The organism is Stenotrophomonas sp. pho (genome assembly GCF_006228405.1).
Taxonomy (GTDB): Bacteria; Pseudomonadota; Gammaproteobacteria; order Xanthomonadales; family Xanthomonadaceae; genus Stenotrophomonas; species Stenotrophomonas sepilia.
In genome coordinates this window covers 668202-687717 of the sequence record NZ_CP029759.1, presented here as the reverse complement: position 1 = coordinate 687717, position 19516 = coordinate 668202, and the positions used below count along the sequence as shown (strand labels likewise).

The 19516-nt window shown below is 67.6% G+C and carries 17 protein-coding genes, 1 other RNA gene and 2 pseudogenes; 7 read left to right on the top strand and 13 right to left on the bottom strand.

Translation table 11 applies throughout. The features are described 5' to 3' along the window. The 7 genes and pseudogenes from mraY to mraZ form a co-directional block, all read right to left on the bottom strand. Positions 1-1086 (bottom strand): phospho-N-acetylmuramoyl-pentapeptide-transferase, encoded by a 1086-nt coding sequence (mraY, locus tag DL544_RS03135; RefSeq protein WP_005415291.1) that lies wholly within the window; start codon positions 1084-1086, stop codon positions 1-3. Beyond that, positions 1076-2470, bottom strand: coding sequence for a UDP-N-acetylmuramoyl-tripeptide--D-alanyl-D-alanine ligase (locus tag DL544_RS03130; protein WP_069139506.1), 1395 nt, complete (start codon positions 2468-2470; stop codon positions 1076-1078). The genes mraY and DL544_RS03130 overlap by 11 nt, the downstream gene beginning before the upstream one ends. Beyond that, entirely contained in the window at positions 2467-3975 is a 1509-nt protein-coding gene (locus tag DL544_RS03125; RefSeq protein WP_065178759.1) for a UDP-N-acetylmuramoyl-L-alanyl-D-glutamate--2,6-diaminopimelate ligase, read from the bottom strand. Before DL544_RS03125 ends, DL544_RS03130 begins: the two co-directional genes overlap by 4 nt. Continuing rightward, a complete protein-coding gene (locus tag DL544_RS03120) occupies positions 3972-5816 on the bottom strand; it encodes a peptidoglycan D,D-transpeptidase FtsI family protein (RefSeq protein ID WP_005415287.1) in 1845 nt (614 codons plus the stop codon). Before DL544_RS03120 ends, DL544_RS03125 begins: the two co-directional genes overlap by 4 nt. Beyond that, the gene (gene ftsL, locus DL544_RS03115) at positions 5813-6076 is read right to left on the bottom strand and encodes a cell division protein FtsL (protein WP_005415286.1); all 264 of its coding nucleotides are present in this window, start codon (positions 6074-6076) and stop codon (positions 5813-5815) included. Before ftsL ends, DL544_RS03120 begins: the two co-directional genes overlap by 4 nt. Then, positions 6073-7041: a 16S rRNA (cytosine(1402)-N(4))-methyltransferase RsmH gene (rsmH, locus tag DL544_RS03110; protein WP_049468237.1), complete on the bottom strand. Its 969-nt coding sequence runs from the start codon at positions 7039-7041 to the stop codon at positions 6073-6075. Before rsmH ends, ftsL begins: the two co-directional genes overlap by 4 nt. Before the next feature lie 14 nt (positions 7042-7055). After that, a pseudogene (gene mraZ, locus DL544_RS03105) lies at positions 7056-7501 on the bottom strand (division/cell wall cluster transcriptional repressor MraZ). A gap of 324 nt (positions 7502-7825) precedes the next feature. Between mraZ and DL544_RS03100 the strand changes: the two are divergent. After that, positions 7826-8613: pseudogene (locus tag DL544_RS03100) on the top strand (NRDE family protein). Between the two features lie 354 nt (positions 8614-8967). Beyond that, complete coding sequence (locus DL544_RS03090) at positions 8968-9447, top strand: DM13 domain-containing protein (protein ID WP_139726735.1); 480 nt, start codon at positions 8968-8970, stop codon at positions 9445-9447. An 88-nt stretch (positions 9448-9535) separates the two neighbouring features. Here the strand turns inward: DL544_RS03090 and rnpB are convergent. The 5 genes from rnpB to rsmI all read right to left on the bottom strand — a co-directional run bounded on the left by rnpB (position 9536) and on the right by rsmI (position 12745). Beyond that, an RNA gene (gene rnpB, locus DL544_RS03085) (RNase P RNA component class A) lies at positions 9536-9887 on the bottom strand. 80 nt (positions 9888-9967) lie between these two features. Then, positions 9968-10150, bottom strand: a complete 183-nt coding sequence (locus DL544_RS03080) for a hypothetical protein (RefSeq protein WP_139726734.1) — start codon at positions 10148-10150, stop codon at positions 9968-9970. A gap of 82 nt (positions 10151-10232) precedes the next feature. Then, positions 10233-10781: a hypothetical protein gene (locus DL544_RS03075; protein ID WP_139726733.1), complete on the bottom strand. Its 549-nt coding sequence runs from the start codon at positions 10779-10781 to the stop codon at positions 10233-10235. A 117-nt stretch (positions 10782-10898) separates the two neighbouring features. Then, positions 10899-11534, bottom strand: a complete 636-nt coding sequence (locus DL544_RS03070; RefSeq protein WP_164092972.1) for a DUF6058 family natural product biosynthesis protein — start codon at positions 11532-11534, stop codon at positions 10899-10901. Between the two features lie 392 nt (positions 11535-11926). Then, complete coding sequence (gene rsmI, locus DL544_RS03065; protein WP_065178763.1) at positions 11927-12745, bottom strand: 16S rRNA (cytidine(1402)-2'-O)-methyltransferase; 819 nt, start codon at positions 12743-12745, stop codon at positions 11927-11929. Between the two features lie 81 nt (positions 12746-12826). Here rsmI and DL544_RS03060 point away from each other — a divergent pair, with 81 nt between their 5' ends. From DL544_RS03060 to DL544_RS03045, 4 genes are all read left to right on the top strand, one after another. Continuing rightward, entirely contained in the window at positions 12827-14548 is a 1722-nt protein-coding gene (locus tag DL544_RS03060) for a penicillin-binding protein activator (protein WP_111128433.1), read from the top strand. Next, positions 14538-14906 carry a YraN family protein gene (locus DL544_RS03055; protein WP_049439300.1) on the top strand — a complete coding sequence of 123 codons (369 nt, stop codon included), beginning with the start codon at positions 14538-14540 and terminating at the stop codon, positions 14904-14906. The genes DL544_RS03060 and DL544_RS03055 overlap by 11 nt, the downstream gene beginning before the upstream one ends. A gap of 85 nt (positions 14907-14991) precedes the next feature. Beyond that, entirely contained in the window at positions 14992-15573 is a 582-nt protein-coding gene (locus DL544_RS03050) for a metal-dependent hydrolase (protein WP_072167843.1), read from the top strand. Next, on the top strand, positions 15570-16955 hold the full coding sequence (locus DL544_RS03045) for an FAD-binding oxidoreductase (protein WP_072167842.1): 1386 nt from the start codon (positions 15570-15572) through the stop codon (positions 16953-16955). Before DL544_RS03050 ends, DL544_RS03045 begins: the two co-directional genes overlap by 4 nt. A 227-nt stretch (positions 16956-17182) precedes the next feature. On the opposite strand, the gene DL544_RS03040 is transcribed toward DL544_RS03045, so the two are convergent. Further along, entirely contained in the window at positions 17183-19204 is a 2022-nt protein-coding gene (locus DL544_RS03040; RefSeq protein WP_139726731.1) for an acyltransferase family protein, read from the bottom strand. Here DL544_RS03040 and DL544_RS03035 point away from each other — a divergent pair. Beyond that, positions 19173-19508 (top strand): autotransporter outer membrane beta-barrel domain-containing protein, encoded by a 336-nt coding sequence (locus tag DL544_RS03035; protein WP_235646209.1) that lies wholly within the window; start codon positions 19173-19175, stop codon positions 19506-19508. The genes DL544_RS03040 and DL544_RS03035 overlap by 32 nt on opposite strands. The last annotated feature ends 8 nt before the right edge of the window (positions 19509-19516 follow it).

Below are 19516 nucleotides of genomic sequence, written 5' to 3'. Positions count from 1 at the left end.
TCAGCGCACCTTCAACGTGGCCAGGCCGATCAGCACGAGCACGACGGAGATGATCCAGAAGCGCACGATCACGCGCGGCTCCGGCCAGCCCTTCAGTTCGAAATGGTGGTGGATCGGCGCCATGCGGAACACTCGCTTGCCGGTCAGCTTGAACGAGGCGACCTGGATCATCACCGACAGGGTTTCGATGACGAACACGCCGCCCATGATCACCAGCACCAGTTCCTGGCGGGTGATCACCGCGATGGTGCCCAGCACCGCACCCAGCGCCAGCGCGCCGATGTCGCCCATGAAGACCATGGCCGGATAGGTGTTGAACCACAGGAAGCCCAGGCCGGCTCCGGCGATGGCCGCGCAGATGATGACCAGCTCGCCGGCGCCCGGGATCTGCGGGATCTGCAGGTAGTTGGCGAACACCACGTTGCCCGAGGCATAGGCGAACACGCCCAGCGCGCAGGCCACCAGCACGGTCGGCATGATTGCCAGGCCGTCCAGGCCGTCGGTCAGGTTCACCGCGTTGGAGAAGCCGACGATCCAGAAGTAGGCGATGGCCACGAAGCCGATGCCGGCCAGCGGCAGCGCGACCGACTTGAACATCGGGATGTAGAAGGTCAGCGCTGCCGGCACGTCGGCCGTGTAGAACAGGAACAGGCCCGCGGCCAGGCCGAAGATCGACTGCAGCAGGTACTTCCAGCGCGACTTCAGGCCGTTCGGGTCACGGCGGACGATCTTGATCCAGTCGTCATACCAGCCGATGGCGCCGAAGCACAGCATCACCGCCAGCACCAGCCAAACGTAGCGGTTGCGCAGGTCGGCCCACATCAGCACCGACAGGGTGATGGTGAGCAGGATCAGCGAACCGCCCATGGTCGGCGTGCCGGCCTTGGAGAAATGGGTCTGCGGGCCGTCCTGGCGGATCGGCTGGCCGCCCTTGAACTGGGCGAGCTTGCGGATCATCGCCGGGCCAAGCCACAGCGACAGGAACAGGGCCGTCAGCGCGGCAAGGATGGCGCGGAACGTCTGGTAGTTGAACAGCCCGAACAGGCTCTCCAACTGCTGCAACCATCGAGCCAGTTCATACAACATGCGGGGATTCCTCTCCTTGCGCCAGCAGCGCTTTGACAATCGTGTCCATGGCGCTGCCACGGGAACCCTTGACCAGGCAGCGCACGCCGGCGTGCAGCCCGTCCTTCAGCGCCTGCGACAGCGCGTCGTGGGTGGCGAAATGACGGCCGCCGTCGCCGAAGGCGGTGGCGGCGGCGGCACTGAGCGGGCCCAGCGCGTACAGGCGCTTCAGGCCGGCGGCGCGTGCGCGGATGCCGGCCTGCGCATGCAGCGCCTCGGCGTCCGGGCCCAGCTCGCGCATGTCACCCAGCACCAGCCAGCCCTCTTCCGGGGCAGCGGCCAGGGCATCGATGGCCGCAGCCAGCGAGCCGGGATTGGCGTTGTAGCTGTCGTCCACCAGCACCGCGCCGTTGCGCAGCTGATGGGCAATCTGGCGGCCCGGTACCGGCTGCGCCTCGGCCAGACCGGCCGCAATCAGCGCCAGATCGACACCGGCCGCCAGCGCCAGGCTGGCGGCGGCCAGCGCATTGCTGACGTTGTGGCGACCCGGCAGGCCCAGCACCACGCGGGCTTCGCCGGTCGGGGCGACCAGGGTGAACTGGCTGCCCTGTGCACCGGCGCGGATGTCGCGCGCGGTCACGTCCGCCGAGTGTTCCAGCCCATAGCGCAGCACGCGGCAACGCTGCGGGCGACCGACGAAGTGCTGCTCGAACCAGCGGCCGTAGGCATCGTCGGCGTTGATCACCGCCACGCCATCGGCCGGCAGCGCGGCATAGATCGCGCCCTTGGTCACCGCCACCCCGAGCAGGCTGCCCATCCGCTCCAGGTGGGCGGGGGCGATGTTGTTGACCAGCGCATAGCGCGGGCGGGCGATGTCGGTCAGGTAGGCGATATCGCCAGGCTTGCCAGCGCCCATCTCGTAGACGGCGTAGTCGGCATCTTCCGGCGCGTCGATCACCGCCAGCGGCAGGCCGATCTCGTTGTTGCGGTTACCCGGGTTGGCGTAGACCACCTTGTGCGCGTGCTGGGCCACCTGCTGCAGGATCGACAGCAGCAGGCTCTTCACGCTGGTCTTGCCATTGCTGCCGGTGATCGCGAACACCTCGGTGCCACGGTCACGCTGCATGCCGGTGGCGATCTTCGCCAGTGCCAGCTCGCTGTCGGCCACCAGTACCTGCGGCAGCTCGATCGGCAGCAGCCGCTCGACCAGCAGCGCACTGGCACCGCGCGCCTGCGCGTCGGCAGCGAAGTCATGGCCGTCGAAACGCTCGCCGCGCAGCGCCACATACAGGCTGCCCGGGCCCAGGCTACGGGTGTCATTGCTGACTGCATCGATGGCCACGTCGTCGCCATGGATCTCGCCGCCGGCCCAGTGTGCGATCAGCGAAAGCAGAGTGCGCTTCATGCGGCGCCCTCCCCGGCCTTTGCCTGCAGAACACCGGCCTTGGCCGCCAGTGCAGCCGCAGCCACTTCGGTGTCGTCGAAGTCATGGCGCACGCCATTCACTTCCTGGTACGGCTCATGGCCCTTGCCGGCAATCAGGATGATGTCGCCGGCACCGGCACGCTTCACCGCCAGGCCGATCGCACGCGCGCGGTTGCGCTGCACGGTCACGGCATCGGCGTGCTGGAAGCCGGCCAGGATGTCGGCCACGATCACGTCGCCATCCTCGCCGCGCGGGTTGTCGTCGGTGACGATGACCTGGTTGGCCAGGCGCTCGGCAATCGCCGCCATCTGCGGACGCTTGCCGGTATCGCGCTCGCCACCGCAACCGAACACGCAGAACAGCGTGCCCTGCAGATGGCCGTGCAGGCTGTCCAGCGCCTGCTCCAGCGCGTCCGGGGTATGGGCGTAATCGACCACCACTGTCGGCAGACCGTCTTCACCACCCAGGCGGTTCATGCGGCCACGGATCGGCTGCAGCGCCGACAGCACTTCGGCGATGCGCGGCAGCGGCTGGCCCTGCGCATGCAGAGTACCGGCCACGGCCAGCAGGTTGTCCACGTTGAAGCGGCCCAGCAGCGGCGACTGCACCGCAGCACGCTGGCCGTCGATGACCAGCTCGAAGGCAATGCCGCGTCCATCCAGTTGCAGCGCCTCGGCGCGCACGCTGGCGTCAGCGGCAGCGCGCGAGCTCAGGCCGATCGGTTGCACGCCAGCAGGCAGGCCAGCGAACAGCTGGCGACCGAAGGCGTCGTCCAGGTTGACCACCGCCGCCTTCAGGCCCGGGCGATGGAACAGCCGCGCCTTGGCCGCGCCGTAGCTGGCCATGTCACCGTGGTAGTCCAGATGATCGCGGGTGAGGTTGGTGAACACCGCCACGTCGTAGTGCACGGCATCCACGCGGCCCTGGTCCAGCGCGTGCGAGCTGACTTCCATCGCCACCGCGCGCGCACCGGCGTCGCGCAGCTGTGCCAGCAGCGCATGCATCTGCAGCACCAGCGGCGTGGTGAAACCAGTCGGCTCGACCGCACCATAAAGTCCGGCGCCCAACGTGCCGATACTGCCACTGGGCGTTCCGAGCAGGTGCCAGGCCTGGGCCAGCAGCTGCACGGTGGAGGTCTTGCCGTTGGTACCGGTCACGCCAACCATCGCCATCGCCCGCGACGGCGCGCCATGGAACTGGTCGGCCATCGCCCCCATGCGCGCCCGCAGGCCCGGCACGGCGATCGCATCGGCCGGCGCCGGCAGCTCGGCCGGTGCCGGTGGCTCGAACAGGATGACGCTGGCACCGGCCGCACGGGCCTGCTCGACAAAGCCCAGCCCATGCGCGCCGAAGCCGGCGATCGCGACGAAGGCATTGCCGGGGCGCACGGCGCGGCTGTCCAGCACCAGGCCGGTCAGAACGGGATCATGGCCCGCCAGGGCCACGTCCGGAAGCAACTGCGAAAGCAACATCGAAGGACTCATTGCGTGCCTCCCGTAACGGGCGGCGTCTGGGCTTGCGCGCTCGGCAGCGCAGCATCGAATTCAGCGGCGGCATCGACCGGCAGCGCGGTCTCGGCCGGCGGTGCGGGCAGGATCGAGGCCGAATGGCCGACCTTGCCCGACTGCTGTGCGGCCAGCCACGACTGCAGGTCATCCAGCGGCACGTCCATCAGGCGCAGGGTGCCTTCCATCACGTTGTGATAGACCGGCGCCGACACCAGGCCGCCGTAGAACTTGCCGGCCTGCGGATCGTTGATGACGATGACGGTGGCGAAGCGCGGGTTGGTGGCCGGCACCACGCCGGCGAACAGCGCGTTGTAATGCCCGCGCTCGTAACCGCCCGGGCCAGCCTTGCGTGCAGTGCCGGTCTTGCCGGCCACGCGGTAGCCCAGCACCGCCGCCTGCTTGGCGCCGCCCTGGGTGACCACCGTTTCCATCATCGCCACCACCTGCCTGGCGACGTTCTCGTCGATGATCTGCTGGCCTTCGTTGCGCTGGCCCTTGACGAAGGTCGGCGCGATCAGGCGCCCGCCGTTGGCCAGCGCCGAGTAGGCGGTGGCAATCTGCAGTGGCGTGACCGACAGGCCGTAGCCGTAGGACATGGTGGTCTTGGTGGTCCCCGACCAGCGCGCCGGACGCATCACCACACCAGCCGATTCACCGGGGAAACCGCTGTGCGGCGCCGAGCCATAGCCGAAGCGGCGCACGCCGTCATAGAAGGTCTGGTCCGGCATCTTCGCCGCAACCTTGGCTGCACCCACGTTCGAACTGCGGGTGATCACGCCGGTCACGTTCAGCACGCCGTTGTTGCGTGGCACGTCGCGGATGGTGAAGCGACCCAGCGTCATGTAGCCCGGGTTGGTGTCGATGATGGTGTCCTTGGTCACCGCACCGGCCTGCAGCGCGGTGGCGATGGTCAGCGGCTTCATCGTCGAACCCGGCTCGACCAGGTCGGTCACCGCACGGTTGCGGCGCGTATCAGGGATCGCGCCGGTCAACGAATTCGGGTTGTAGGTCGGCAGGTTGACCATGGCCAGGATCTCGCCGGTGGTCACGTCCATGATCACCATCGAGCCGCCGGCCGCCTTGTTGGCCACCAGCGCGTTGCGCAGTTCCTTGAACGCCAGGTACTGGATGCGGCGGTCGATGCTGAGGGTCAGGTCCTTGCCCGGCTCAGCGGCACGCAGCAGATCGCTTTCGACGGTTTCCCCCTTGCGGTTGCGGATCACCCGCTTCGCACCGGGCTTGCCGCGCAGCCATTCGTCGAAGGCCAGTTCCAGGCCTTCCTGGCCGCGATCATCGATGTTGGTGAAGCCCAGCACGTGCGCCATCGCCTCACCCTGCGGGTAGAAGCGGCGGAACTCGCGCTGAGCCGCCACGCCCGGAATCTTCAGCGCGACCACCTTCTCTGCCTCGTCCGGATTGATCCGGCGACGCAGATACATGAATTCCTTGTCCGACTTCTGCGACAGGCGGCTGCTCAGCTCATCCACCGACATGCCGACCGCCTGGGCCAGCTCGGGGATGCGTTCGGGCGAACGCAGCAGGTCCTGCGGGTTGACCCAGATCGAGGCAACCGGCGTGGACACCGCCAGCGGCTCGCCGTTGCGGTCGGTGATCATGCCGCGCGAGGTCTTGATCGGCAGCTCGCGCAGGTAGCGGGCCTCACCCTGGCGCTGGTAGAAGTCGCTGTTGATGATCTGCACGTAGGCCGCGCGACCGACCAGCGACACCGAGCACAGGCCAAGCGCCAACGCCACCCAGCGCAGGCGCTGGCGCAGGTTGAAGGCATTGCGTGGACGGTTGCGACCGGCCTTGCTCATGGGCGCACCACCACGATGTCGGCGGCCTCGGGGAACTTCATGCCGAGCTTTTCGCGGGCGATGCGATCGACACGGTTGGCTTCGGCCAGCGTGGCCTGCTCCAGCTGCAGACGGCCGAATTCCAGGTTGATGTCATCGCGCTTGCGCTCGGCGCGCGACAGCTCGATGAACGTCTGCCGATGACGGTGACGCACGAACACGACGCCGATCGCCGAGGCCACGGTGCAGGCCAACAGGATGATCAGCAGCAGCCGGCTCATGCGTCAGCCTCCCGCTTCTGGGCCACGCGCAGCACGGCGCTGCGGGCGCGCGGGTTGGCGGCCAGCTCTTCGTCGGTGGCCTTGATGGCCCCACCGATCAGGTCCAGCGTCGGCACGAACGCAACGGCCTCGGGCAGGCGGCGGTTGGCCGGCGGCGCCTTGGCCAGGCGGTTCATGTACTGCTTGACGATGCGGTCTTCCAGCGAGTGGAAGCTGATCACCGCCAGACGGCCACCGGGCTTGAGCCGTTCCACCGCCGCATCGAGCCCTGCTTCCAGATCGGCCAGCTCGCGGTTGATGTGGATGCGGATGGCCTGGAAGCTGCGCGTGGCGGGATGGATCTTGTCCTTTCCACGCGGCATCACCGAGGCGATCAGCTCGGCCAGTTCGGCGGTGCGGGAGAACGGCTGCTTCTCGCGGCGGGCCACGATGGCGCGGGCGATGCGCCGGCTCTGACGCTCTTCGCCGTAGGTCCACAGCACATCGGCGATCTCGCGCTCTTCCACGCGGTTGATCCACTGCGCAGCGCTTTCACCGCTGTCCGGGTCCATGCGCATGTCCAGCGGGCCGTCCTTGCCGAAGCTGAAGCCACGTTCGGCCACATCCAGCTGCGGCGACGACACGCCCAGGTCGAACAACACGCCGTCCAGGCCTTCGGCCGTCGCATCCCACTGCAGCAGCTGGGCGAAGCTGCCACGGAAGATGGACACGCGCGGGTCCGGCGCGAAATCGCGCTCGGCAACGGCGATGGCTTCCGGATCCTTGTCCATGACCAGCAGGCGCCCCTCGGGACCGAGCTGGGTGAGCACGCCACGTGCATGACCGCCACGACCGAACGTGCCATCCAGATAACGTCCGTTTTCGATCACCCTCAGGCCTTCAAGGACCTGGGTGTACAGGACCGGCAGGTGCACCGCCGGCGACTGCGACACCGGAAGGTGACCGGCCTGCGCTTCTGGGCGCATCCGGGCACCCCGGCTCACAACTTCAGGTCGAGCAACCCATCACCCAGATCCTCGTCAGACAACGTCTGCTGGATCAGGGCCCGATGCGCCTGCTCGCTCCACAATTCGAACTTGTCGCCCATGCCGAGCAATACCGCCTTCTTCTCAATGCCCACCGCACCGCGGTGGCTGGCGGGATGCTGATGCGACCGTTGCCGTCCAGCTCCAGATGGGCGGCCGAGCCGACCAGCTTCTGCTGCAACAGGCGCACGACGCGCTGGGTGTTGGGCTTGGACATCACATCGTCGCGGACCCGTTCCCATTCCGACTCTGCGTACAGCCACAGGCAGCCGGCTTCGAACGGGTTGTAGGTCAGCACGAGACGGTTGTTGCTGGCGCGCGCGACGAGGTCGCGGTAAGCGGTGGGAACCGCCATGCGCCCCTTGTCGTCAACTGTGATGGCCGTCTCGCCCTGGAACACGACGCCTGCACCTTGTCCTTCGCCCGGTGAAACATTGAACCACGAAAACCCACAAAACACCCGGATTTCCCTCTGATGCCCACCTTAGCAGCGGGCCGAGGGTTGTCAACAACTTTTCAGCAGGGAAATCGCCAGCCGCATCAATGGCTTGCAACAACCTTTAGAGAATTGTTCAAGGCTTATCCACAAGTTGCTGATCCGTCTCAATTTTTGAGATTGAACGGAAGTTCAGGGGCGTGGACGGGGCGTGAAACATCGGCCGCGCATTCATCCGAGCCGGGCCGGAAACGGCGCCGGACTGCGCAAACGGTGCACAATGAGGCCATGTGCCTGCTCGCTCTTGGCTGGATGCACCACCCGCGCTGGCGGCTGGTGATGACCGGCAACCGTGATGAGTTCCACGCCCGCCCCACCGCGGCGCTGGCCCCCTGGCAGGATGAGACCTCCGTCATCGGGGGACGCGACCTGCGCTCCGGCGGTGGCTGGGCCGGGGTCGGCGCCTCGGGCCGGATGGCGGTGGTCACCAACGTCCGCGACCCGCTGGCGGCCCAGACCGGACCGTCGCGGGGCGCGCTGGTGGCCGACTTCCTGCGCGGCCGCGACCCGGCCGCCGTGCATATCGAGCGGTTGGCAACCGTGGCGGGTGCCTACGCCCCATTCAATCTGTTGCTGGCCGATGGCGACAGCCTGGAGTACCTGGGCAACCATCCGCCGAACGGCAGACGCTTGGCCCGGGCGTCCACGGCATGTCCAACGGCGCGCTGGACGCGCCCTGGCCGAAGACCCGACGGCTGATGGCCGCGCTGTCGGCATGGCTGGAAGCAGACGGGGTCAGATCCCTTTCGCAACGCGAAAGGGATCTGACCCCGGACCTGACCCCGCTCTGGAATGCCTTGGCCGATGAACACCGCCCCGCCGACAGCGACCTGCCCGACACCGGCATCGGCCTGGAACGCGAGCGCTGGTTGAGCCCGGCCTTCATCCGCGGCGACGACTACGGCACCCGCGCCAGCACCGTACTGCTGATCGACGCCGACGGCCACGGCGAGATCCACGAACGCCGCTTCGGCCCGCAGGGTGCACCGAGCGGACAAAGCCACGTCATTTTCTGACCCGATCAAGACGGCCCTTGGCCGGATGCTCTTGGCGTGGGTAGTGCCGGCCGCTGGCCGGCAGCCTTTGGATGCTCGGATTCGCCATGAAGCAGCCGGCCAGCGGCCGGCACTACCCGCAGCTTGCTGTCGCGATCCACGTGGCGGCCGTCGCCATCGCAGCGGGCCTGAAACGTCATTCAGCTTCCAGCCGCGACCACGATCCGCCCGCACCCCAGGGGTTTCAGCATCGCCGCCACCCGACTGTGCCCTTTTCGCAATCGGCACTGTGTCTATAAATGTCGCCCCTGACCTCCCAGGGTGGTCGCGCCCGGCATCACGCCGCGCGATCGACCGCAACCACAAGGAGGCCCCATGCGCCGCATCCTCATCCTGCTCGCCACCCACCTGCTCACCCTCGGCCTGGGCTTCGGCCTGGGCGTCTATCTGCTGCCGATCCTGATCGCCCCCGATGACCCGCCGGCCGCCCAGGTACAGGCCGCGATGAAAGACGCCACCTACCGCACCACCTTCCGCCGCGACCTCAAAGGCAGCGATGCGGTGCACTGGGCCGAAGGCAAGGTCAGCGTCAGTGCCACCCAGGTCGCCTTCGACGGGAAGATGGGACCGGGCCCGGATTACAAGGTCTATCTGGTCCGTGATTTCGTCGACAACAAGGCCGACTTCCTGAAGATCAAGGCGCAGGCCCAGCGCATCGGTGAGGTGAAGACCTTCAACCGCTTCCTGGTGGACGTCCCCGCGAACGTGGACGTGGACGACTACACCACCGTGGTGGTGTGGTGCGAGCGCTTCTCGCAGTTCATCTCCGCCGGGCAGTACCGTACGCCGGGCTGATCAGGGCATGGGGTCGGATCCCTTTCCTCTGGAAAGGGATCCGACCCCGGAATCACGGTAGATCCACGCCATGCGTGGAAGAAGAAAGAGGCGGAGCCGGCCGATAAGCCGGGTTCTGTCGTGGACAGTCATTCCTCTAGGCGTTACGTCACCGCAACGCTCAAGCAACCTACCCGGATCCAACGCGGGCCGCGCCAAAGGATCCCTATTTGGCCTTGCTCCAGGTGGGGTTTGCCGTGCCGGTCTGTTGCCAGACTCGCGGTGCGCTCTTACCGCACCATTTCACCCTTACCGGCCTTCCGAAGAAGACGTAGGCGGTATCTTTCTGTTGCACTTTCCGTCGGCTTGCGCCGCCCAGGCGTTACCTGGCACCTTGCCCTATGGAGCCCGGACTTTCCTCGGCACCCCCGAAGGGATGACGCGACTGTCTGGCCGACTCCGCCAGCGCGCATTCTAGCGTACGCACGCCTTTCCTGCCGTGCCGATCGCGGCGTCCGGTTCATCCACGCGTGGCGTGGCTCTAGCGGCCCTTCGCCTTCGCCCTCGCCATCACCGCCGCCCGCGACTCCAGCACCACCCCGACGATCAATTCCCGCACCTGCGGTTGCGAACCGTCCCATTCAATGCGGCGGACGCGCACGTCCACGCGATCGCCCGGCGCGTGGGCTTTCAACGCTTGGCCGATACCGAAGACGGTCTTCACTCGGGTACCTGCCACGGCCAGCACCTCATCCCCTTGCGCAGGCCGGCGCGATGGGCCGGACCTTCGTCAGGCTCGGATTCGATCACGGTCGCGCCCCCATTTGAACGCCGAGGACCGGGCGCAGCGCATCGCTACGCGAATCCCCTTCCCCAGCCTGTTCGCGCGCCAATTCGGTGGCGCCCAGCAGTGCATCGTCCAACCCCGCATCGAAATACGGCGCGTTGTCCACGAATGCGGCGCATTGCCACGACGCGCGCTCGGGTACCGGCTCGCGCCCCGCACGCAGGGCCTGCCGCAGGTCGCGCCATTGCGCCGCGCTGACGTACCGCTGCTGGCTGTTCACCAATTGCTGGTAGGCCGCCTCGATCTGTGCGTGGTTGCCGGCCCCCACCTGCAGACATCCCTCGTAGTTCTCCAACGCGTCACGTGCCGCGCGATAGGTCAGGTAATTGCTGTAATCGCGGACCGACTGCAGCCGATTGAATTCGACCAACCCCGGATCGAACAGCAGGTAGCCAACATAGTCCGGGCCCAGATCGGCTTCGGTAATGGCCGCAGGTGGCGGCCCTTCAGCTGCAGGAGCTGGCACGTCGGCCAGAGCGAACAGCAGGAACAGTCCCTTTTCCAGCATCTGTCTTCCCTCCCTCAAGTAAATTTGAGAGCTTCATTCCTTCACCCCCAGAATTCCGCCGCTCATTCGCATTCCAGCGTCCCAGGCTGTGAATGACCCATGCAGCCTGCACGCTTTTCAGGACTTTTCGTCCAGCTCCCGGCGAAGATCGTCGACCCATCGCTTTCTGCTGCTACGGTCATACTCGGCCGGCGAGAACGGCATCGACGCACGCGCATAATCGTCGATCAGTGCCAGCAGCGCCTGCCTGTCGACACGCGCGTCGAGAGGAGTGTGGGTGTCACTGGCGAGTGCGACCAGTTGTTCCTGGAGCAGCTCCTTTCTTGCGATGCCGGCGCCGGTGGACGGATCTGCGATACACAGACCGAAGGTCCCGTTGAAGAAGTGCGGGAGCAGCAGTTGCGCCTTGTCGTGCGCAGCGTTGGCATCCCCAAGCACGGCTGTCATGTAGCCCTCGAGCTCCTGCAGCAGAACGTCGACCACAGCCGCCCGCTCACTGCCCGGTGGTGCATGATCGGCAATGCGTATCCAGCGTGCGCAATCGGTACGGAAGTACTCCCCCACAAGGTCTTCGCTGATGGGAATGGAGCCGAACACTGCAGATCGGATGGCGCCACCCTCGCAGGTGTAGGTGGGCTGCGGCACCGCGCCCACTGCAATCAGGCGACTGAGTCTTTCTTCTGACACATTGCAGAATGCGGCGAACGCATCCTTTGGCAGGAAATGAGCTTGAAGGTAGGCTGTCAATGCCATCTCGAACAATTACTCCCAAGTGGGGGATGAAGAGGCGTGTGCAGGGGCGTCTTCGTCCAGGACAGACATCCCGAGCACCGGTCCTCACGCCTCAGAGGCCTCGGAAATGGAGTCACACTACGGACACGCTTCCGTATCGGGAGTATCCGCACGGGCTCGACTGATCTCAATGTCGCTCTGCAGGACGTCCCGCAATACCCAAGGCTGCTGGCTTCGTACGATCATCAGTGGGTCGGTCATTGCTGCTCATCACGACATCGCCTGTCCCCGGATTCGTCCCTCAGCCGCGCACGTGAGCACGTTCACGCGGCAGAGGTTGGCGTCCCTCCGGCGGTTCCGAACCGTTTCGCATTTCGCGCCGCGCGCTGCCCGACATGGCCCGGAGCGAGCGATCAACTGCCGTACAGCGCCTTGCGCGGCGCACCGGTCAGTTCCGCGGCCAGCTTGGCGGCGGTCGACGGCGGCAGGTGCTCGCTCAGCTTCGCGTAGACGCGGCGACCATGCGCCAGCTGCGCTTCCTCGTCGTCACCGGCACCCTGCACCATCACCACGAACTCGCCCTTGCGCTGGTTGTCGTCGGCCTCGACTTGGGCCAGCAGCCCCGCCAGGTCGCCATCAAGCACGGTCTCGAACAGCTTGGTCAGCTCGCGGGCCAGCACCGCCGGGCGCTCGCCGCCGAAGATCGCCGCCATGTCGGCCAGCGACTCGGCGATACGGTGCGAGGATTCGTAGAACACCATCGTGCGCACTTCGCCGGCCAGCGCCTGCAGGCGGTCGCGGCGGCCGCTGGCCTTGGCCGGCAGGAAACCCTCGAAGCTGAAACGGTCGCTGGGCAGGCCGGCCACGCTCAGCGCGGCGATGGCGGCGCAGGCACCGGGCACCGGGCTGACCTTGATACCCGCCGCGCGCGCGGCACGCACCAGGCGGAAACCGGGGTCACTGACCAGCGGGGTACCGGCATCGCTGACCAGCGCCAGCGACTCGCCGGCCTGCAATCGCGAAACCAGGCGCTGCGCCAGGGCCTCTTCATTGTGTTCGTGCAGGGCCACCAGCGGTTGCTGGATGCCGAAATGGGACAGCAGCTGGCCGCTGCGGCGGGTGTCCTCGGCACAGATGGCCGCCACCGAACGCAGCACCTCCTGCGCGCGCGGGCTCAGATCGGCCAGGTTGCCGATCGGGGTGGCGACGACGTACAGGGTTGGCACACTCATTTCAGCGGTACTCACGGGGCAAGGGTAGAATCGTAGCGTGTACCCGGCCAAGGCCGCTGCCCCCATCGCATGGACCCGATCATGAACAAGCCCGCCGCACGGATCTCCGCCCTGTCGTTGTCGCTGATGCTGCTGGCCGGTTGTGCCACCACCAGCCTGACCAGCACGCCCGATTCGCCGGCCCAGAGCCAGGCGCTGGCGCTGATCGAACAGGGCAAGCCGCGCGATGCCGCGCTGCAGCTGGAAGGCCTGGCCTCCACCCTGCGCGGCGGCGCCCGCAGCAACGCCCTGGCCGATGCGGCTTGGGCCTGGCACCTGGCCGGCGACAGTGCCCGCGCGCGCAGCCTGCTCGGCCAGCTCACCGCACGCCAGCTGTCCGGCGCCAGCCTGCAGCGCTACCAGCTGACCGGTGCCGAGCTCGCCTTGGCCGACAAGCAGCCGGCGCAGGCACTGGCCCTGCTGAAGGACCACGGCGATAACGTGCTGCCGGCGCTGCGTACGCGCTGGTACCTCGCCCGCGCCAGTGCCCTGCAGGGCACCGGCGATGCCTTCGGCGCCGCCACCGAGCGCGCCCGCGCCCATTCCAGCCTGACCGGCAGCGCGCGCAGCGAGAACCAGGCCGCCATTGCCGGCCTGCTCGGCACCCTCGACGACGCCACCCTGCGCAGCCGTGCCGCCGCCCTGCCGGCCAACGACCCGCTCTACAACTTCGCCGGCCGTGCACTGATCGCGCGCGGCCTGCCGCTGCCGCGCCCGTTCGACCGCGATGGCGCGGCCCAGTTCGACACCAGCAAGCGCCCGCCGGCGATGAGCGACGGTTACCGCCCGCCGGCCAAGCTGGCCGTGCTGCTGCCGCTCAGCGGCCGCCTGGCCACCGCCGCACAGCCGGTGCGCGATGGCCTGTTGAGCGCTTATTACGGTGAAAGCCGCCGCCGCCCGGACATCAACTTCTTCGACACCGCCGGCACCCCGGCCGGTGCCCTGGCCGCCTATGACAAGGCCGTCGCCTCCGGTGCCGACTTCGTGGTCGGTCCGCTGGGCCGCGACGAAGTGGACGCCGTGTACGGCCGGCAGCAGCTGCAGGTGCCGGTGCTGGCCCTGAACCGCGGCAAGGACGCACCGCCGGCCGGCAGTGCCGGCTTCTCGCTGGCACCGGAAGACGACGGCATCGTCGCCGCCGAGTACCTGCGTGGCCGCGAGCGCGGCAAGGCGCTGGTGATCAACAGCGCCGATGACACCGGCCGCCGTGCCGCCGCCGCCTTCGCCCAGCGCTTTGCGCAGCGCGGTGGCCAGGTGGTGGCCACGATCGGCGTCACCGATGCCGTCGGCGATGTCGGCGCGCAGGTGCGCAACGCCGGCCAGGTCGATGCCGTATTCCTCGCCGTGCGTGCGCCGCAGGCGCGCCTGCTGGCGCCGCAGCTGGCGCTGGCCGGTGCAGGCGGCGCGACCCGCGTTGGCACCTCGCAGCTGACCGTTGGCAGCGGCAAGGTGGAAGAAGACGTGGCGCTGGACGGCATCGTCTATCCGAACGAAGCCTGGAACGTGCGCAGTGTGTCCGGCCTGCCGTCGGCCAGCCAGGTGGCCAGCACCCTGCCGAGCGCACGCGGTGCGGCCGGCCGCCTGTTCGCCTTCGGTGCCGACGCCTGGAAGATCACCGCCTACCTGGACAAGCTGTCCAACGAAGGCGGCCTGGACGGTGCCACCGGCACCCTGTTCCTGGACAGCAACGGCAACATCCTGCGCCAGCCGGCCTGGTCGACCTTCAATGGCGGCCGGCCGATGCCGATCGTCGGTGGTCGCTGAGCGCAGCCAACGTGGCTCGGCGGTGGAAGCCGCCGCCGAGCAGCATCTGCAACAGGCGGGACTGCAGCCGCGTGCGCGCAACGTGCGCTATCGCGGCGGTGAACTGGACCTGGTGATGGACGATGCCGGCACCGTGGTGTTCGTGGAAGTGCGCTACCGCGCGCGATCGGATTTCGGCGGTGGCGCCGCTTCGGTCGATGCGCGCAAATGCCGGCGCCTGGCCCACGCCGCGCAGCTGTACCTGCAGGACCACCCGGCGCTGGCCAATGCGCCCTGCCGTTTCGATGTGGTCGAAGCCACCGGCGAACCGCCGCAGCTGCATTGGCTGCGGGATGCGTTCCGATTGGATGACTGCTGATGGCTACTCTTTGCCGGCCAGCGGCCGGCACTACCCGTCGGACCTGCAGCCGGCCCGCGGCCGGTACGACCATGGTGCGTGACTGATGCCGTCGATCATCACCCATGCCGCTGTGCCGCTGGCGCTGTGGTGCGCCGCTGATCGTGGCCGCATCCCGCCGCGCCTGCTGGCCGCCGGCGTGATCGCCGCCATGCTGCCCGATGCCGATGTACTGGCCTTCGCCCTGCACATTCCCTATGCCGATGCCTTCGGCCATCGCGGCGCCAGCCACTCACTGCTGTTTGCCGGCGTGCTGGCAGCATTGGCCGCGGCGTTGGCGTTCTTGGGTAGTCGCCGACCTTGGTCGGCGGATGTGTGCCAACCAAGGTTGGCATCTACCGTACAAGCCGCTGTATTCGTCTTCGCCTGCGCCGCCAGCCATCCGCTGCTCGATGCGATGACCTCCGGTGGTCTGGGCGTCGCGCTGGCCTGGCCGTGGAGCGAACAGCGCTTCTTCGCGCCGTGGCGCCCCATCCGCGTGTCACCGTTCGCGCCACAGTTCTTCAGCGCACGCGGCGTGGCTACCCTGCTCTCCGAACTGCGCTGGGTGTGGCTGCCACTGGCCGGCGCCGTTGTCGCCTGGAAACTGATCCAACCCGCTCCTGCTGCCTCACGAGATCCGTCATGAGTCCTGCCCTGCCTGCTGCCCTGGTTGCCGAACTGTCCACCCTGCTGGGCACGGAGGGCTGGCGCATGGATGACGGCGCGCTGGAGGCGAATGCGCAGGACAACTCATGGCGCCATCAGCGGCCGGCCGCAGTGGCGTTTCCGGCGGACATCGAGCAGGTGCAGGCGCTGGTGCGTGCATGCCGCGCGCATGGCGTGGCGCTGGTCGCGCGCGGTGCCGGCACCGGTACCACCGGTGCCGCGGTCCCGCAGCCGGGCAGCATCGTACTCTCGTTCACCCGCATGGACCGCATCGTCGAGATCCGCGCCGGTGATCGCTGCGCGGTCGTGCAGCCGGGCGTGTTGAACGGCACGCTGCAGCAGGCGCTGGCGTCGCACGGCCTGTTCTGGGCGCCGGACCCGTCCAGCGCCGAGATCTGCAGCATCGGCGGCAACCTGGCCTGCAATGCGGGCGGCCCGCGCGCGGTAAAGTACGGCACCAGCCGCGACAACGTACTGGGCCTGGTGGCGGTGACCGGCACCGGTGAGGTGATCCGCTGCGGTGGTGCCTACACCAAGGACGCCACCGGCTACGACCTCACCCATCTGCTGGTGGGCAGCGAAGGCACGCTGGCACTGATCGTGGAAGCCACGCTGAAACTGACCCCGCTGCCGGTCAGCCAGGCCGGCCTGCGCGTGCTGTACCGCGATGCCGATGCTGCTGCGGCCGGCGTGTCGCGGTTGATGTCGCAGCCGGTGGTACCCACCCGCCTGGAATTCATGGACGCGCGCAGCCTGGAGCTGCTGCGGCTGAATGGTGCCGATGTGCCGGAGGCAGGCGCGATGCTGCTGGTCGAGGCCGATGGTGACCACGACACCCTGCCTTATCTGCTGCAGGCACTGGCCAGTGCCGCCGAAGGCGACGGCATGATCGAGCTGGACGTGGCGATGGAGGGCCGCGCGCGCGACCAGCTGTGGGCCGCACGCAAGGCGCTGTCGCCCGCGCTGCGCAGCGTTGCGCCGGGCAAGATCAATGAAGACGTTGTGGTCCCGGTGTCGCGCATTCCGGAGCTGGTAGCCGGCGTGCAGGCACTGGCGCGTGACTACAGACTCACCATCGTCACCTTCGGCCATGCCGGCAACGGCAACCTGCACGTCAACATCCTCTACCACCCGGAGGATGCCGACGAAAACACGCGCGCGCATGCCGCGTTGCCAAAGATCTTCGAGCTGACCCTGGCATTGGGTGGCACATTGTCCGGCGAACATGGCATTGGCCTGGCCAAGCGCGATTTCATGGCACAGGCTTTCACCCCGGAAACGCTGACGGCGATGCGCGCGATCAAGGCCGCACTGGACCCGGACGGCATCCTCAACCCGGGCAAGGTGCTGCCGCCGGCATAGACCGCGCACATTCCTTCGCACTCCTGTAGAGCCGAGCCCATGCTCGGCGGCTCTTCGACCAGATCGCGATGAAGCCCGCGCTGCGCGCGCGAGCCGAGCGTGGGCTCGGCTCTACAACCACGTGTCGTTCACCCTCACACTCCTGTGGAGCCGAGCCATGCTCGGCCCCGCTTCGGCCACATCGCGATGAAGCCCGCACCGCGCGCAAGCCGAGCGTGGGCTCGGCTCTACACCGGCGTGTCGCCTGCAATATCGATCAGGGTCTGCCGGAAGCTGGGCAACAGCACGCGGTTGCCATGCCCGCTCAGGTGATCGTTGTCGAAGAACAGCGGCTCCCCGTCTTTCACCGCCGAACAGGTCGTTGGCCCGCACAGCAGCGGCAGCGGATCCCACACCGTCAGCGATGGATAGCGCACCGCCAGTTCGGACAGCAACGCCATCTGCGGCGCGCGCAGCCTTTCCAGGTCGGCGCGCGGCATGCTCAGGCCACCGGCACAGGCCGGGTTGCGGCGGTTGAACCAGTCCGAACAGCGGTACGCACCGGCCTTGAACAACGGCAGCGGCGCATCCACAACCACGTGCACACCCAGCTTCTGCAAACGCCCCAGCACTCGATCGGCTTCATCGCGTGCAGCTTGTGCATGCGCGGGCGTGCGCTCGGCCAGCAGTTGACGATAGATTTCCTGTGCATCCTGCCGCCGCCAGTCGAATCCGCGCAGCTCCGGCATGCGCAAGGCCGCCAGCAGCACGATGTCACCCGGGCGTGCCTCGCGCTCGATGGTCGACAGCGTGTGCTCAATGAACTCCTGGCAATCGGCTGGACTGGCCCGCAGCAGATTGACGAAGCTGCAGCCGCCGCGATCCTGCTGGCGCACCTCCATGCCGGTCTGGCGCGCGACCATGCTGGTCATGGTGCGATACGCCGCCGCGTGCGAATCGCCGGACACGAACAGGCGCCGTCCTTCAAGCGCCGGCGCACTCACCGGCTCTAATGGGCGCCACGCGGGGTAGCGACGCGCCTGCCATGCATAGCCGTCACGGGTAACGCTCAGCGAGACCTGCTCGTGGTACTCCACGGTGGCCCAGGCACCCGCACCACACAGCGCCACCACCGGCAACGCCATCGCCAGCACCTTGGCCGGTGCCAGGCGCAGCAGCGGCGCCGCACTGCGCAGCGGACGCTCGATGAAGTGATACGACGCAGCTGATACCGCCAGCAGCAACACCGGGTACAGACACAGCGCGGCACCGTGCAGGCCGTAGGTCCAGCGCAGCAGCACCAGCAGCGGCCAATGCCACAGGTACAGCGAATAGGACAACCGGCCCAGGTAGGCCAGCGGTGCGCAGCCCAGCGCGCGGGCGAGGCGCGATGTCCCCGGCGCCGACACGCTTGCCAACAGCAGCAGGGTACCGGCCACGGTGGCCAGCACACCCGGCACCGGCATCGCCAGCTGCGGGGCGATCACCACGCCTGCGGCCAGCAGCGTCAGGCCGGCCGCTGCAACCGCACCACCGTTCTGGCCCGGCGTACGAGTACGCATCCACTGGTACAGCAGCGCGCCCGCAGCCAGCTCCCAGAACCGCGCCGGCAGCAGATAGAACGCTGCCGCTGGTGCCGTCTGCGCCTGCCAGCCCGCCCACGCCAGCGACAGCACGGTGAGCCCCGGCAACAGCCAACGCGACCACGGCCAGCGCTCACGCCCGCGCAGCCAGACGAAGAACAGCAGCGGGAAGACCAGGTAGAACTGCTCCTCCACGCCCAGCGTCCACGTGTGCAGGAACGGGTTGAGTTCGGCGCCGGGTGAGAAGTAATCGTCCTGCTGGCCAGCCAGCACGATGTTGCTGAAGCCGACCAGCGCGGCCCAGCCGGTCTGGTCGAACTGTTCATTGCGCCACGCACGGGGAATGAACAGCGCAGACAGTATGAAGGTGGCCACCAGCATGACCAGCAGCGCCGGCAACAGGCGCAGCACGCGGCGCCGGTAGAAGTCGAGCAGCATCGCGCCCAGCGACGCAGGCGTGCGCGAGGCCAGCGACTGGCTGATCACGAAGCCGGACACCACGAAGAACAGGTCCACCCCGGTGAAGCCGCCGGGCAGCCACGTCGCATTGGTGTGGAAGAGGACGACGGCCAGCACCGCCAATGCGCGCAGGCCATCGATGGCAGCGTTGTGGGGACGTTCGGGAGGGGACACGCGGGCAACCAGAAGCGAGCAATTGGCCAGCATCGCCACCGTCGCCGCAGTCATTCAATGGTCAATTGCGACAGAGCTGGGCATCGTTCAGGTCCGGTCACAGCGCGACGCAGCAGCGGGTGTCTCGGTCAGCAAGTATGTGGTGACCAACTGGTACCGCGATGGCGCCAGCAACGGCATGGCGTTCGATGATGAAGCGCTGAATGCCAGCGTGCCACGCAACCGCTACGAGCTCAATGCCGGTGCACGCGTGGACTTCCGTTCCGGGCTGAGTGCGTGGGGTGGCTTCGGCGTGATGCGCGGTGACCATGGGTACCGCGAAGCGACGGCCAATCTGAGCATGTCGTACAAGTGGTGATGTAGAAA